This window comes from Streptomyces sp. 12E (assembly GCF_055633275.1).
In genome coordinates, this window is the sequence record NZ_JBVNCJ010000001.1 from 1,990,294 (window position 1) to 2,003,991 (window position 13,698).

A 13,698-nucleotide genomic window follows, 5' to 3' on the forward strand; every position below is an offset into this window, starting at 1 on the left:
CGCCGGCTCGGGTGCCCCCGGGCCGGGGCCCGTGCCCCGGCCGGTGGTGTTCGGGTGGGTGGACGGTCGGGTCCGGTCAGACCGCGAGTGCCTGGGCCCGGCGCTTCACCTCCGTGCCGCGGTTCTCGCTGAGCGCCTGCGCGGGCGTGCCCGGCAGGGTGGGGTCAGGGGTGAAGAGCCATTCCAGCATCTCCTCGACCGTGAAGCCGTCGTCCCGCAGGAGCGTCAGGGTCCCGGTCAGCCCCTTGACGACCTTGTCCCCGTCGATGAAGGCGGCGGGCACGTGCAGCGCGCGGTTCTCCCCCCGGCGTACGGCGATGAGCTGGCCCTCCTTGACCAGCTGCCGGACGCGCGTCACCTCGACACCGAGCATCTCGGCGATGTCGGGGAGGGTGAGCCAGGCGGGGACGAGAGCATCGATCTTTGCGTCAATCTCGGTCACGGGACAAGCGTGCCATCTGCCACTGACAGTCGGAAGTCAGCCCCGCCCGCCCGGGCGGACGCGCCGGACCGGGAACGTCACGCCGTCGCCGACTTCAGGGGCCGCGCCGGGTCCGCCAGCAGCTCCGCGTCCATCGCCGTGCCCGCCTCGATCAGCCTGCGCCCCTGCGCCAGGTCCCGGGGCCGCCCCACCGCGAGCAGCGCGACCGGGCGGGACCCCCGCAGCCAGCAGACGCTCCACGCCGCCTCGGCGGGGTCCCCGCGCCACACCATCCGGTCGGCGTCCGCGTGATGCCCCGCGTACTGCACGAAGCGCCCGAACTGCTCGGACCAGAAGTACGGCACCGGGTCGTAGACCGCCGGTTTCCGGCCGGTGGACGCGCCGAGGATGTTCTCGGCGACCGTGCGCGGCCCCTGGAGGGCGTTGTCCCAGTGGTGGACCAGCAGACGCTCGCCGTAGCGCCCGGACGGGAAGGACGCGCAGTCGCCGACCGCGTACACGTCCGGCAGGGAGGTCGCCAGACGGCGGTCGGCGACGACCTCCCCGTGCGCCCCGAGCTCGATCCCGGAGCCCGCCAGCCAGGCGGTGGCGGGCCGGGCCCCGATGCCGACGACCACGGCGCCCGCGGGCAGCCGCGCGCCGTCGTCCAGGACCACGGCGCCGGGTTCGACGCGCTCCACGCGCGTACGCGTGCGCAGCGTGACGCCCGCCTCGGCGTACCAGGCCGCCATCGGGGCGGCCACCTCGGCCGGCAGCACCCCGACGAGCGGCCGCTCCTCGGCCTCCACCACGGTGACCGCGCAGCCCGCCTCGCGGGCCGCCGTGGCGAACTCCGCGCCGATCCAGCCGGCGCCGACCACCACGACGTCGTGCCGCCGCGCGAGCACCGGCCGCAGTCGCGCGGCGTCGTCCAGGGTGCGCAGCAGGTGGACGCCCGGGACGCCCTCCGCGCCCGGCAGCCGGACCGGTTCCGCACCGGTGGCGACCACCAGGACGTCGTACGGGACGGGCCCGGCCTCCGTGTCCAGTTCGTGGTCGGCGGGGCGCAGGCCGAGCACCTCGCAGCCGAGCCGCAGCTCGACGCCGGCGTCCTCGAAGTCGACGTCGAAGGCGGAGCCCTCGGCCTTGCCGAGCAGCACCGCCTTGGACAACGGCGGCCTGTCGTACGGCTGGTGGGGTTCCGCACCGATCAGGATCACGGTGCCGGTGAAACCCTGCTCCCGCAGGGCGAGGGCGGTCTGCACGCCGGCCATGCCCGCGCCCGCCACCACCACCCGCCGCGGCTCGGACCGTCCCGGTCCCTGCGTCTGCTCGCTCACCCGATCACCTTAGACACCTGGCCCGGCATCACCGGTCCAGCTGCTCCACCACGCTCGTCCCGCCGCCCGGCTGCGACTCCCACTCCCAGCTCTCCTCCAGCCGCACCCGTCCGTCGGGCAGCTCCACGACCGTCGACACGCAGTGCCCCGAGGAGGTGGTGCCGTCCCGCTTCAGCTGCACGTACCGGAAGTCCAGCCGGTCCCCCGCGCGGGTGCCCACCAGGTGCCCGCGCACCACGTCGCCGCCCTCGTACTCGGCCCAGATCTCGCCGGCCCGCTCGTGGTAGACGAAGCGGGTGCGGGTGCCGACCTGGCCGGGGGCCTGGTCGGCCACGGGGGCGAGGACGAGTCCGTCGAGCGAGCGGGCCACGGTGGGGCTCCCTTACGAGTGCGATGCGCCGGGGGCTAGGGTGGCCAACGTACAAGCACTCGCGGGAGCCCGGACGCACCGGGCTGAGAGGGAGGCTGGCGGCCTCCGACCGTACGAACCTGATCCGGGTCATGCCGGCGAAGGGAGGGGCAGGACGCCCATGTCACCCACGCGCACCTCGGACGTCCTCGTCGTCGGGGGCGGGCTCATCGGACTGGTGACGGCCTGGCGGGCCGCGCAGCGCGGTCTCGGCACGGCCGTGGTGGACCCCGAGCCGGGCGGCGGCGCCGCGCGGGTGGCCGCCGGGATGCTGGCCGCCGTCACGGAACTGCACTACGGCGAGGAGACCCTGCTCGGTCTGAACCTCGCCTCCGCGCGGCGCTACCCCGACTTCGCGGCCGAGCTGACCGAGCTGACCGGCCACGACCTCGGCTACCGCGCGTGCGGCACGCTCGCCGTGGCGCTGGACGCCGACGACCGCGCCCACCTGCGGGAGCTGCACGCCCTGCAGCAGCGGTCGGGGCTGGACTCGCAGTGGCTGTCCGGGCGGGACTGCCGGCGCCTGGAGCCGATGCTCGCGCCGGGCGTGCGCGGCGGCCTGCGGGTGGACGGCGACCACCAGATCGACCCGCGGCGGCTGGCGGCCGCGCTGGTCACCGCCTGTGAGCGCGCGGGCGTGACCGTCCACCGCGCGCGGGCCGAGCGGCTCGTCGTCGCGGGAGGCCGCGCGACGGGCGTCGTCACGGCCGACGGCGACGGACTCGGCGCCGGGCAGGTGGTGCTCGCCGCGGGCAGCCTCAGCGGGCGGCTCGCGGGCGTCCCGGCGGACGTGCTGCCGCCCGTGCGTCCCGTGAAGGGGCAGGTGGTGCGGCTGACCATGCCCGCGCGCCACGGTCCCTTCCTGAGCCGGACCGTGCGGGCCGTGGTGCGCGGCAGCCACGTCTACCTGGTGCCGCGCGAGAACGGCGAGCTGGTGATCGGGGCGACCAGCGAGGAGATGGGCTGGGACACCACCGTGACCGCGGGCGGCGTGTACGAGCTGCTGCGCGACGCCCATGAGCTGGTCCCCGGCATCACCGAGCTGCCGCTGACCGAGACCCTGGCGGGACTGCGCCCCGGCTCCCCCGACAACGCGCCGCTGCTCGGCCCGACGGAGCTCGAAGGGCTGCTGCTCGCCACCGGCCACTACCGCAACGGTGTCCTGCTGACGCCGGTCACCGGCGACGCCATGGCGGAGGTCCTGACCACCGGCGCCCTGCCGGAGGTGGCCCGCCCCTTCACCCCGCGGCGCTTCGGCGCCGCCGTCCGCACGGAGCAGCCCGCATGAACATCTCGGTCAACGGGGAGCGCCGGGAGTTCGCGCCCGGCACGGCTCTCGACCTCGTCGTGAAGTCGCTCACCGAGGCGCCCTCGGGGGTGGCCGCCGCCCTCAACGAAACCGTCGTCCCGCGCGCGCAGTGGCCCGCCACGCCCCTCAGCGAGGGGGACCGCGTGGAAGTCCTGACCGCCGTCCAGGGAGGCTGACCCATGGCCGACGATCCGTTCCTCCTCGGCGGTACGTCCTTCACGTCCCGCCTGATCATGGGCACCGGCGGGGCGCCGAGCCTCGATGTGCTGGAGCGGGCGCTGGTGGCGTCCGGGACGGAGCTGACGACCGTCGCGATGCGGCGGGTGGACCCCTCGGTGCACGGGTCCGTGCTGTCGGTGCTGGAGAAGCTGGGCATCCGGGTGCTGCCGAACACGGCGGGGTGCTTCACCGCCGGGGAGGCCGTGCTCACCGCACGTCTCGCGCGGGAGGCGCTCGGCACGGACCTGGTCAAGCTGGAGGTCATCGCCGACGAGCGGACGCTGCTGCCGGACCCGGTCGAGCTGCTGGACGCGGCGGAGACGCTGGTCGACGACGGGTTCACGGTGCTTCCGTACACGAACGACGACCCGGTGCTGGCGCGGAAACTGGAGGAGGCCGGGTGTGCGGCGATCATGCCGCTGGGGTCGCCGATCGGGTCGGGGCTGGGGATCCGCAATCCGCACAACTTCGAGTTGATCGTGGAGCGGGCCGGTGTGCCGGTGATCCTGGACGCCGGGGCGGGTACCGCGTCGGACGCGGCGCTGGCGATGGAGCTGGGGTGCGCGGGGGTGATGCTGGCGTCGGCGGTCACCCGGGCGCAGGAGCCGGTGCTCATGGCTTCCGCGATGCGGCGCGCGGTGGAGGCGGGGCGGCTGGCGCGGCTGGCGGGGCGGATTCCCCGGCGGTGGTTCGCCGAGGCGTCGTCCCCCACGGAGGGCATGGCCGTGCTGGATCCCGAGCGGCCCGCGTTCTGACGGTGAGGAGGCGTGGGCCGGACCGGGCGGGTCACGCCGCCCGGCGCCCGCGGGGCGCCGGGGGAGGCATGACTGTGCGCGGTCACGCGGTGCGCACGTCACAGGTCCGCTGCAACGGACGGTGATCGGGGCGGGGGTGTCGGTGGGGACTCGTAGACTCGGGGCGTGGACACGACCCTTCAGGACCCTCTGGTCGGGCAGGTGCTCGACGGCCGGTATCGCGTCGAGGCGCGGATCGCGGTCGGCGGGATGGCCACGGTCTACCGGGCCGTGGACACCCGCCTGGACCGCGTCCTCGCGCTCAAGGTGATGCACCCCTCCCTCGCGGCCGACGGCTCGTTCGTCGAGCGGTTCATCCGCGAGGCGAAGTCGGTCGCCCGGCTGGCCCACCCGAACGTGGTGCAGGTCTTCGACCAGGGCACCGACGGGGCGTACGTCTATCTGGCGATGGAGTACATCGCCGGCTGCACCCTGCGCGACGTGCTGCGCGAACGCGGGGCGCTCCAGCCGCGCGCCGCGCTGGACATCCTGGAGCCGGTGCTGGCCGCGCTCGGCGCCGCGCACCGGGCCGGGTTCGTGCACCGTGACATGAAGCCCGAGAACGTGCTGATAGGGGACGACGGCCGGGTCAAGGTCGCCGACTTCGGGCTGGTCCGCGCCGTGGACTCGGTGACGAACACCACGGGCACCGTCCTGGGCACGGTCTCGTACCTGGCCCCGGAGCAGATCGAGAACGGCACCGCCGACCCCCGTGTGGACGTCTACGCCTGCGGCATCCTGCTGTACGAGATGTTGACCGGCGAGAAGCCGTACGACGGCGACTCCCCCGCGATCGTGCTCTACAAGCACCTGCACGACGACGTGCCGGCCCCGTCGGCCGCCGTGCCCGGCCTGGCGTACGAGCTGGACGAGCTGGTCGCGTCGGCGACCGCGCGCAACCCCGAGGTCCGTCCGCACGACGCGGTGGCGCTGCTCGCGCAGGTCCGCGCGGGGCGCGGCCGGCTCACCGACGAGCAGTTCGACGCGGTGCCGCCGCAGGCGCTGGCGTCGGAGCACGACAACGCCGAGGACCGTACGAGCGTCATCCCGCGCTCCCTGGCCGTCCCCCGCCCGCTGCCCGTCGACGAGGACCGGGCCGCGGACCCCGTGCACCGCACCAGCCGGTTCCGGTCCCCGCCGCCGCCCCGGCGCCGGACGACGCTGCGGCGCGGGCCGATGGCGATCGTCGTGGCCGTGCTGCTGGTCCTCGGGACCGGCGCGGGCGTCTGGTACATCAACTCCGGCCAGTTCACCAAGGTCCCTCCGCTGCTGGGGAAGACCGAGCAGGAGGCCCGGGAGCGGCTGGCGGACGCCGGGCTGGACACCGGCCGGGTGGAGGAGGCGTACAGCGACACCGTGGAGCGGGGCACGGTGATCAGCACCGACCCGCGGACGGGCACCCGCATCCGCGGCGACGACTCGGTGTCGCTGACCCTCTCCAAGGGCCCGCAGACCGTGCGGGTGCCCGACCTCGACGGCTACCCGCTGGACAAGGCGCGGGACCTGCTCGAGGACGACGGCCTGGAGCCGGGCATGGTGACCCGGGAGTTCAGCGGGACCGTGGCCCGGGGCTCGGTGATCTCCACGAAGCCGGGCAAGGGCACCGAGGTCCGCGCGGGCTCCGCCGTGGCGCTGACCGTGAGCAAGGGCAGCCCGGTGGACGTGCCGGACGTGACCGGTGACGACGCGGAGGACGCCCGCGCGGAGCTGGAGGAGGCCGGTCTCAAGGTGAGGATCGCCGCCGGGCGGGTCAACTCCGGGCACGACGCCGGCCGGGTGGCCCGGCAGACCCCGGGCGCGGGACGGCAGGCCACCGAGGGCGACACCGTGACGCTGACCCTGTCCAAGGGCCCGGAGATGGTCGAGGTGCCGGACGTGACCGGTGACAGCGTGGACGAGGCCGAGGAGAAGCTGAAGGACGCCGGGTTCGACGTGGACGAGGACCGCGGACTGCTCGGACTGTTCGGCGACACCGTCAGGGGCCAGTCCGTGGAGGGCGGGGACACCGCGCCCAAGGGCTCGACGATCACCCTTGAGATCCGCTGACGGACGGGGCCGGCGCGCGTGGCACCCTTGACGGGTGAAGAGTCACCTGTCCGGCCCCGCCCGCAACCCGGTCGGCGGCCATGTGCCCGTGGCCGGCGGCCTGCACTCCGTCGGTCTGTCCTACGCCCGTGAGCTGGGCGCCGAGACCGTGCAGGTCTTCGTCGCCAATCCGCGCGGCTGGGCCACTCCGGCCGGCAATCCGAAGCAGGACGAGGCGTTCCGCGCGGCCTGCGCGGACCGGTCGATCCCGGCGTACGTACACGCCCCGTACCTGATCAACTTCGGCTCCCACACCGAGGCGACCGTCGAACGGTCCGTGGAGTCGCTGCGGCACTCGCTGCGGCGCGGCCGGGAGATCGGCGCGCTGGGCGTGGTGGTGCACACGGGCAGCGCGACCGGCGGGCGGGAGCGGCCGGTGGCGCTGAAGCAGGTGCGGGAGCACATGCTGCCGCTGCTCGACGAGCTCACCCGTGACGACGACCCGTTCCTGCTGCTGGAGTCGACGGCGGGACAGGGTTCCTCGCTGTGCTCACGGACCTGGGACTTCGGGCCGTACTTCGAGGCGCTGGACGCCCATCCGAAGCTGGGCGTCTGCCTGGACACCTGCCACATCTTCGCGGCCGGCCACGACCTGACCGGGCCCGACGGTATGCACCAGACGCTGGACCTGCTGGTGGACACGGTGGGCGAGGGCCGGCTGAAGCTGATCCACGCCAATGACTCCATGGACGTGGTAGGCGCCCACAAGGACCGGCACGCGAACATCGGCGCGGGGCACATCGGCGAGGAGCCGTTCCGGGCGCTGATGACGCACCCGGCGACCGAGGGCGTACCGCTGGTCCTCGAGACGCCCGGCGGCAGGGAGGGGCACGCCGCGGACGTGGAGCGGCTGAAGAAGCTGCGGGGCTCGTGACACCGCGGGGCGGTCAGAGCTCGGGGCCCTCCCCGGGCTCCTCCTGGTAGGAGTAGCGCTGCTCCTTCCAGGGGTCGCCGACGTTGTGGTAGCCGCGCTCCTCCCAGAAGCCCCGGCGGTCGGCGGTCATGTACTCCACGCCGCGCACCCATTTGGGGCCCTTCCAGGCGTAGAGGTGGGGGACGATCAGCCGCAGCGGGAAGCCGTGCTCGGCGGTGAGCAGCTCGCCGTCCTTGTGGGTGGCGAAGAGGGCGCGCTCGGAGGTGAAGTCGGCCAGCCGAAGGTTGGAACTGAATCCGTACTCCGCCCAGACCATCACATGGGTGACGTCCGGCGCGGGCGGGGCGAGGTCCACGACGGTGCGTGCCGGGATCCCGCCCCACTCGGCGCCGACCATGCTGAACTTGGTGACGCAGTGCAGGTCGGCCTCGACGGTGGTGTACGGCAGGGCCGTGAACTCCTCGTGGTTCCAGCGGTGCTTCTCACCGTCGGCGGTGGCGCCGAAGACCCGGAACTCCCAGCGCTCGGGCCGGAACTTGGGGACCGGTCCGTAGTGCGTGACCGGCCACCCCTTCTGCAGTCGCTGCCCCGGCGGGAGCTCGAACCGCGCCGCTCCTGCTGATGCGCGCTCCCCCGATTCGCGTTCCGCCGGCTGACCCATGTCTCCATCCTGACAGACCGGTGGCGATGCCCCTGAACCGGGCCCGTCAGATTCGGTCAAAGAAGTACATACGCTAATAAATACTCACTTACTTACTAAGTGAAGACTTACTGGACGATCCTCCCGGCCGGTGGAATCATGCGCTCCAACCCGCCAGTTCCCCCCGCGCGGAAGGAGCCCACGCGATGCAGGGCGACCCCGAGGTCATCGAATTCCTGAACGAACAGCTGACCGCCGAGCTCACGGCGATCAACCAGTACTTCCTGCACTCGAAGCTGCAGGACCACAAGGGCTGGACGAGACTCGCCGCGTACACGCGTGCCGAGTCCTTCGACGAGATGCGGCACGCCGAGGTGCTCACCGACCGCATCCTGCTGCTCGACGGCCTGCCGAACTACCAGCGGCTGTTCCACGTCCGGGTCGGGCAGACCGTGACCGAGATGTTCCAGGCCGACCGGGAGATCGAGCTCGAGGCGATCGACCGGCTGCGCCGCGGGGTGGAGGTCATGCGCACCAAGGGCGACATCACGTCGGCCAACGTCTTCGAGGCGATCCTCGCCGACGAGGAGCACCACGTCGACTACCTGGACACCCAGCTGGACCTGATCGAGAAGCTGGGCGAGTCGCTGTACCTGTCGACGGTCATCGAGCAGTCCCAGCCCGACTCGTCGGGTCCGGGGACGAGCGGTTTCTCAACGCACTAGGACGACCCCGCAGGACGGGACTAGGCGGCTTCCGGGACCTGCGCCGTGAACGGCGGCTCACCCTGGTCGACGAGCTGCCGGCGCGGACGGGAACCGCGGCCGAGCAGCGCCTGGATGCGCCGTACGCAGCCGCCGCAGTCGGTGCCGGCCTTGCAGGCGGAGGCGATCTGCCGGGGCGTGCACGCTCCGGCGTCCGCGTGACTCCTCACCTGTTCCTCGGTCACACCGAAGCAACTGCAGACGAACACGCGGTTCACCTCCCGGGAAGGTACTGGGCCGAGCCGTCCCGACCCCTGATCGGTGAGGCTAACCTAACCTTACCTGCCGCCCGAAACGCACAGAAGAGGGGCGGGGCGCGATCCCCTGTGATGCACGCCCCACCCCTCGTCCGGTCCCACCTGCTACTGGTCGCGGTACATCTCCGCGACGAGGAACGCCAGGTCGAGCGACTGGCTGCGGTTGAGCCGCGGGTCGCAGGCCGTCTCGTAGCGCTGGTGCAGATCGTCGACGAAGATCTCGTCGCCGCCGCCCACGCACTCGGTGACGTCGTCGCCGGTGAGCTCCACGTGGATGCCGCCCGGGTGCGTGCCGAGACCCTTGTGGACCTCGAAGAATCCCTTGACCTCGTCGAGCACGTCGTCGAAGCGGCGGGTCTTGTGGCCGGAGGCCGCCTCGAAGGTGTTGCCGTGCATCGGGTCGGTCACCCAGGCCACGGTGGCGCCGGACGCGGTGACCTTCTCGACCAGCTCGGGCAGCTTGTCGCGGATCTTGTCCGCGCCCATCCGGACGATGAAGGTCAGCCGGCCGGGCTCGCGCTCGGGGTCGAGGCGCTCGATGTACTGCAGCGCCTCCTCGGCCGTGGTGGCGGGGCCGAGCTTGATGCCGATCGGGTTGCGGATCCTCGAGGCGAACTCGATGTGCGCGTGGTCCAGCTGCCGGGTGCGCTCGCCGATCCACACCATGTGCGCGGAGACGTCGTAGAGCTGTCCGGTGCGCGAGTCGACGCGGGTGAGCGCGGACTCGTAGTCGAGCAGCAGCGCCTCGTGCGAGGAGAAGAACTCGACGGTCTTGAACTCCTCCGGGTCGGTGCCGCAGGCCCGCATGAAGTTCAGCGCGTTGTCGATCTCCCGGGCGAGCTGCTCGTAGCGCTGGCCGGACGGCGACGACTTCACGAAGTCCTGGTTCCAGGCGTGCACCTGGCGCAGGTCGGCGTAACCGCCGGTGGTGAAGGCGCGCACCAGGTTCAGCGTGGACGCCGACGCGTGGTACATGCGCTTCAGCCGCTCGGGATCCGGGATCCGGGCCTCTTCGGTGAAGTCGAACCCGTTGACGGAGTCGCCCCGGTAGGTGGGCAGCGTCACGCCGTCGCGGGTCTCGGTGGGCTTGGAGCGCGGCTTGGAGTACTGGCCGGCGATCCGCCCGACCTTCACCACCGGCACGGACGCGGCGTACGTCAGCACGGCGCCCATCTGGAGCAGCGTCTTCAGCTTGTTGCGGATGTGGTCGGCGGACACGGCGTCGAAGGCCTCGGCGCAGTCGCCGCCCTGGAGGAGGAACGCCTCTCCCTTGGCGACGGACGCCATCCGGGCGCGCAGCTGGTCGCACTCGCCCGCGAAGACGAGCGGCGGATACGACTCGAGGTCCGCGATCACATCGCGCAGAGCCTCGGCATCGGGGTACTCGGGCTGCTGCGCCGCGGGAAGGTCTCGCCAGGTGTTGCCAGCGTTCGCGCTGGACTTAGCGTTCACGGTCACGCCCTCAACCCTACGGGGTGCTTCCGCGGCCCCCGGGCCGTGCCCAGAAAGTGAGACACGTAATACGTTCCGTGGACATGGGGTAGGGTGCGTCGCATGTTCGCGCACTCGACCCAGAACCGGTGGTGGCCCGCTTCTCCGGCGGCCCACTGACTGCGCGTACGCACAGACTTCGCGAAGGCCGCCCGAGGGGCGGCCTTCGGTGTTTCCCGGGGTCGTTCCTCACGCTCACGACAGCGACGAGACGAGGGACACCCACCATGGACCTGGCACAGCTTCCGCACGACGACCGCCCCTTCGCCCTGCTGCGCCGCCGCACGCCGGGCCACGCCCACGACGTGGTCGAACTGCTGGTCGGCCCGGTCGGCACCCGTGACCGCCTGGCCGACCTGCCCGACGAGTGCCTGGCGGTGGTCCCCTTCCGGCAGATCCGCGAGCGCGGCTTCGACGTCCGCGACGACGGCACCCCGCTGCTGGTGCTGACGCCCGAGGAGCGGTACGAGATCCCGCTCGCCGAGGCCCTCGACCGGCTCCCCGCGCACGACGTCCGGGTGGAGGGCGGCGGCTTCGACGTCGGCGACGAGGAGTACGCGCGGATCGTCGGGCGGGTCCTCGACGAGGAGATCGGGCGGGGCGAGGGCGCCAACTTCGTGATCCGCAGGACGTACGAGGGCGAGATCCCCGGGTTCGGGCGGGCCGACGCGCTCGCGCTGTTCCGGCGACTGCTCGAGGGCGAGCGGGGCGCGTACTGGACGTTCGTCGTCCACACCGGGGACCGGACGCTGGTCGGAGCCAGCCCCGAGGTGCACGTCCGGGCGTCCGGCGGGACGGTCGTGATGAACCCCATCAGCGGCACCTACCGCTATCCGGACGGGGGGCCGACCCCGGAGCACCTGTTGGAGTTCCTCGCCGACGGCAAGGAGATCGAGGAGCTGTCGATGGTCGTCGACGAGGAGCTCAAGATGATGTGCACCGTCGGCGACATGGGCGGGGTCGTGGTCGGACCCCGGCTCAAGGAGATGGCGCACCTCGCGCACACCGAGTACGAGCTGCGCGGCCGGTCCTCGCTGGACGTGCGCGAGGTGCTGAAGGAGACCATGTTCGCGGCGACCGTCACCGGATCGCCGGTGCAGAACGCCTGCCGGGTGATCGAACGGCACGAGGTGGGCGGGCGCCGCTACTACGCGGGCGCGCTGGCCCTCGTCGGCCGCGACGAGGGCGGGGCCCAGACGCTGGACTCCCCCATCCTCATCCGCACCGCCGACATCGACGCGGCCGGAGGGCTGCGGGTGCCGGTCGGGGCCACGCTGGTGCGCGGCTCGGACCCGGCGGGCGAGGTCGCGGAGACCCACGCCAAGGCGGCCGGGGTGCTGGCCGCGCTGGGGGTGCGTCCCGGGCGCCCGCGCGAGGAGTCCGCAGGGCCGAAGCTGGCCGACGACCCCCGGGTGCGGGCGGCGCTGGACGGGCGGCGGGCCTGTCTGGCGCCGTTCTGGCTGCGGATGCAGGAGCGGTCGGACGCGCTGACCGGGCACGCCCTGGTCGTCGACGGGGAGGACACCTTCACCGCGATGCTCGCCCATGTGCTGCGCGCAGCCGGGCTGGACGTGACCGTCCGGCGGTACGACGAGCCCGGACTGCGGGAGGCGGTGCTCGGGCACGAGGGGCCGCTGGTGCTGGGCCCCGGTCCGGGCGACCCGTCCGACACGGCCGACCCGAAGATGCGGTTCCTGCGCGCGCTGACCGCCGAGGTGATCCTCCCCCGCGCTCGGCTCCGCTCGCGCGGGGGGACCACCGTCGACCGGCACGGCGTCCTCGGGGTCTGTCTCGGCCACGAGCTGATCGCGGCCGAGCTGGGCCTGGAGATCGTCCGCAAGGAGGTGCCCTGCCAGGGGGCGCAGACGGAGATCGACCTGTTCGGGCGGCCGGAGACCGTCGGCTTCTACAACAGCTTCACGGCGCGCTGCGACGAGGACGCCGCGCGGGAGCTGGCCGCGCGCGGCGTCGAGGTGAGCCGCGCCGCGGACGGCGAGGTGCACGCGCTGCGCGGGGAGGGCTTCGCCGGGGTGCAGTTCCACCCCGAGTCGGTGCTGACCCTGAACGGCGCGGCGGTCGTCCGGGAGCTGGTGGGTCAGCTGCGGGGCACCAGGACGTTCTCCGAGCGGCGGCCGGCGGTGTAGTCGAGGACGTTGTTCACCGTGGTCTCGACGATCTGCCCGACGGCGTCCACGGTGTAGTACGCCTGGTGGGACGTGACGAGGACGTTCGGGAACGTGACGAGGCGGGCCAGGGTGTCGTCGTCGACGGCCTGCAGGGACTTGTCGAGGAAGAACAGTCCCGCCTCCGCCTCGTACACGTCCAGGCCGACGCCCGTGAAGCGGCCCTCGCGCAGCTCGGCGACGAGGGCCGCGGTGTCGATGAGGCCGCCCCTGCTGGAGTTCACCAGGATCGCGTCGTCCCGCATCGCCTTCAGGGCGTCGGCGTCGATGAGGTGCCGGGTCGCGGGCAGCAGCGGGACGTGCAGGCTGATCAGGTCGGACTCGGCGAGGAGCTGCTCCTTGGGGACGTAGGTCATGCCGAGGTCCAGGCAGGCGGGGTTCTCGGCGACGTCCCAGCCGAGCAGCCGCATGCCGAAGCCGTGGGCGATCCGGGCGAACGCCTCGCCGATCTTCCCGGTGCCGAGGATCCCGGCGGTGCGGCCGTGCAGGTCGCGGCCCATCAGCCCGTCGAGCCGGAAGTCGAAGTCGCGGGTGCGGGTGGAGGCGCGGACGACCCGGCGGTTGACGGCCATGGCGAGCGTCCAGGCGAACTCGGCGACCGAGTGGGGCGAGTAGTACGACACCCGGGCGATCGTCATGCCGAGCCGTTCGGCGACCTCCAGGTCGATGTTGTTGAAGCCGGTGGAGCGCTGGGCGACCATCCGGGTGCCGCCGGCCGCGAGGCCGGAGAGCACCTCGGCGCCGAGGTCGCAGTTGACGCTGGTGGAGATGATCTCGTGGCCCGCGGCGATGGGGGCGGTGTCCGCGTTGAGGAAGACGTCGAGGCCGCGCACCTCGTGGTGGCCCGCGAAGGCCCGCTCGACCAGGGGCTTCTCGTCGGCCTGCACTCCGAACGCCAGGATCTCCACGGTT

15 protein-coding genes and 1 riboswitch are annotated in these 13,698 nt (G+C 72.7%); of the genes, 8 read left to right on the forward strand and 7 right to left on the reverse strand.

From position 1 onward, the window contains the following. Positions 1-76: 76 nt before the first annotated feature. From ACZ8ZB_RS09350 to ACZ8ZB_RS09360, 3 genes are all read right to left on the reverse strand, one after another. Positions 77-442, reverse strand: coding sequence for an Rv2175c family DNA-binding protein (locus tag ACZ8ZB_RS09350; RefSeq protein WP_470737232.1), 366 nt, complete (start codon positions 440-442; stop codon positions 77-79). Between the two features lie 77 nt (positions 443-519). After that, positions 520-1,761: an NAD(P)/FAD-dependent oxidoreductase gene (locus ACZ8ZB_RS09355; protein WP_470737233.1), complete on the reverse strand. Its 1,242-nt coding sequence runs from the start codon at positions 1,759-1,761 to the stop codon at positions 520-522. Positions 1,762-1,789: 28 nt separating this feature from the next. After that, complete coding sequence (locus ACZ8ZB_RS09360) at positions 1,790-2,131, reverse strand: avidin-fold protein (protein ID WP_470737234.1); 342 nt, start codon at positions 2,129-2,131, stop codon at positions 1,790-1,792. 51 nt (positions 2,132-2,182) lie between these two features. After that, positions 2,183-2,294: riboswitch (TPP riboswitch) on the forward strand. Between ACZ8ZB_RS09360 and thiO the strand changes: the two genes are divergently transcribed. The 5 genes from thiO to ACZ8ZB_RS09385 all read left to right on the forward strand — a co-directional run bounded on the left by thiO (position 2,292) and on the right by ACZ8ZB_RS09385 (position 7,451). Continuing rightward, entirely contained in the window at positions 2,292-3,458 is a 1,167-nt protein-coding gene (gene thiO, locus ACZ8ZB_RS09365; protein ID WP_470737235.1) for a glycine oxidase ThiO, read from the forward strand. Its footprint overlaps the riboswitch before it by 3 nt. Then, complete coding sequence (thiS, locus tag ACZ8ZB_RS09370; protein ID WP_381220224.1) at positions 3,455-3,655, forward strand: sulfur carrier protein ThiS; 201 nt, start codon at positions 3,455-3,457, stop codon at positions 3,653-3,655. The genes thiO and thiS overlap by 4 nt, the downstream gene beginning before the upstream one ends. 3 nt (positions 3,656-3,658) lie before the next feature. Further along, the gene (locus ACZ8ZB_RS09375) at positions 3,659-4,453 is read left to right on the forward strand and encodes a thiazole synthase (RefSeq protein ID WP_470737236.1); all 795 of its coding nucleotides are present in this window, start codon (positions 3,659-3,661) and stop codon (positions 4,451-4,453) included. A gap of 165 nt (positions 4,454-4,618) precedes the next feature. Beyond that, on the forward strand, positions 4,619-6,538 hold the full coding sequence (pknB, locus tag ACZ8ZB_RS09380) for a Stk1 family PASTA domain-containing Ser/Thr kinase (RefSeq protein WP_470737237.1): 1,920 nt from the start codon (positions 4,619-4,621) through the stop codon (positions 6,536-6,538). A 34-nt stretch (positions 6,539-6,572) separates the two neighbouring features. Next, a complete protein-coding gene (locus ACZ8ZB_RS09385; RefSeq protein WP_470737238.1) occupies positions 6,573-7,451 on the forward strand; it encodes a deoxyribonuclease IV in 879 nt (292 codons plus the stop codon). Positions 7,452-7,464: 13 nt separating this feature from the next. Here ACZ8ZB_RS09385 and ACZ8ZB_RS09390 read toward each other — a convergent pair whose 3' ends face one another. Then, positions 7,465-8,112, reverse strand: coding sequence for a sulfite oxidase-like oxidoreductase (locus ACZ8ZB_RS09390; protein WP_470737239.1), 648 nt, complete (start codon positions 8,110-8,112; stop codon positions 7,465-7,467). Positions 8,113-8,297: 185 nt separating this feature from the next. Here ACZ8ZB_RS09390 and bfr point away from each other — a divergent pair, with 185 nt between their 5' ends. Further along, on the forward strand, positions 8,298-8,816 hold the full coding sequence (gene bfr, locus ACZ8ZB_RS09395) for a bacterioferritin (RefSeq protein WP_470737240.1): 519 nt from the start codon (positions 8,298-8,300) through the stop codon (positions 8,814-8,816). A gap of 20 nt (positions 8,817-8,836) precedes the next feature. Here bfr and ACZ8ZB_RS09400 read toward each other — a convergent pair whose 3' ends face one another. Together ACZ8ZB_RS09400 and ACZ8ZB_RS09405 are read right to left on the reverse strand one after the other, a co-directional pair. Next, positions 8,837-9,073 carry a (2Fe-2S)-binding protein gene (locus tag ACZ8ZB_RS09400; RefSeq protein WP_470737241.1) on the reverse strand — a complete coding sequence of 79 codons (237 nt, stop codon included), beginning with the start codon at positions 9,071-9,073 and terminating at the stop codon, positions 8,837-8,839. 144 nt (positions 9,074-9,217) lie between these two features. Further along, positions 9,218-10,570 carry a class II 3-deoxy-7-phosphoheptulonate synthase gene (locus tag ACZ8ZB_RS09405; protein ID WP_470737242.1) on the reverse strand — a complete coding sequence of 451 codons (1,353 nt, stop codon included), beginning with the start codon at positions 10,568-10,570 and terminating at the stop codon, positions 9,218-9,220. 96 nt (positions 10,571-10,666) lie between these two features. On the opposite strand from ACZ8ZB_RS09405, the gene ACZ8ZB_RS09410 reads away from it, so the two are divergent. After that, the gene (locus tag ACZ8ZB_RS09410) at positions 10,667-10,723 is read left to right on the forward strand and encodes a trp operon leader peptide (protein WP_470741450.1); all 57 of its coding nucleotides are present in this window, start codon (positions 10,667-10,669) and stop codon (positions 10,721-10,723) included. A gap of 107 nt (positions 10,724-10,830) precedes the next feature. Next, a complete protein-coding gene (locus ACZ8ZB_RS09415; RefSeq protein WP_470737243.1) occupies positions 10,831-12,747 on the forward strand; it encodes an anthranilate synthase family protein in 1,917 nt (638 codons plus the stop codon). Here ACZ8ZB_RS09415 and ACZ8ZB_RS09420 read toward each other — a convergent pair. After that, on the reverse strand, positions 12,699-13,694 hold the full coding sequence (locus ACZ8ZB_RS09420; RefSeq protein WP_470737244.1) for a 2-hydroxyacid dehydrogenase: 996 nt from the start codon (positions 13,692-13,694) through the stop codon (positions 12,699-12,701). The two genes, ACZ8ZB_RS09415 and ACZ8ZB_RS09420, sit on opposite strands and share 49 nt — an antisense overlap. Positions 13,695-13,698 lie beyond the last annotated feature (4 nt).

Excerpts from the sequence above, each read along its gene's own strand:
- thiO (WP_470737235.1), top strand. The coding sequence starts at position 2,292 with ATGTCACCCACGCGCACCTCGGACGTCCTCGTCGTCGGGGGCGGGCTC.
- thiS (WP_381220224.1), top strand. The coding sequence starts at position 3,455 with ATGAACATCTCGGTCAACGGGGAGCGCCGGGAGTTCGCGCCCGGCACG.
- ACZ8ZB_RS09375 (WP_470737236.1), top strand. The coding sequence starts at position 3,659 with ATGGCCGACGATCCGTTCCTCCTCGGCGGTACGTCCTTCACGTCCCGC.
- ACZ8ZB_RS09390 (WP_470737239.1), bottom strand. The coding sequence starts at position 8,112 with ATGGGTCAGCCGGCGGAACGCGAATCGGGGGAGCGCGCATCAGCAGGA.
- bfr (WP_470737240.1), top strand. The coding sequence starts at position 8,298 with ATGCAGGGCGACCCCGAGGTCATCGAATTCCTGAACGAACAGCTGACC.
- ACZ8ZB_RS09415 (WP_470737243.1), top strand. The coding sequence starts at position 10,831 with ATGGACCTGGCACAGCTTCCGCACGACGACCGCCCCTTCGCCCTGCTG.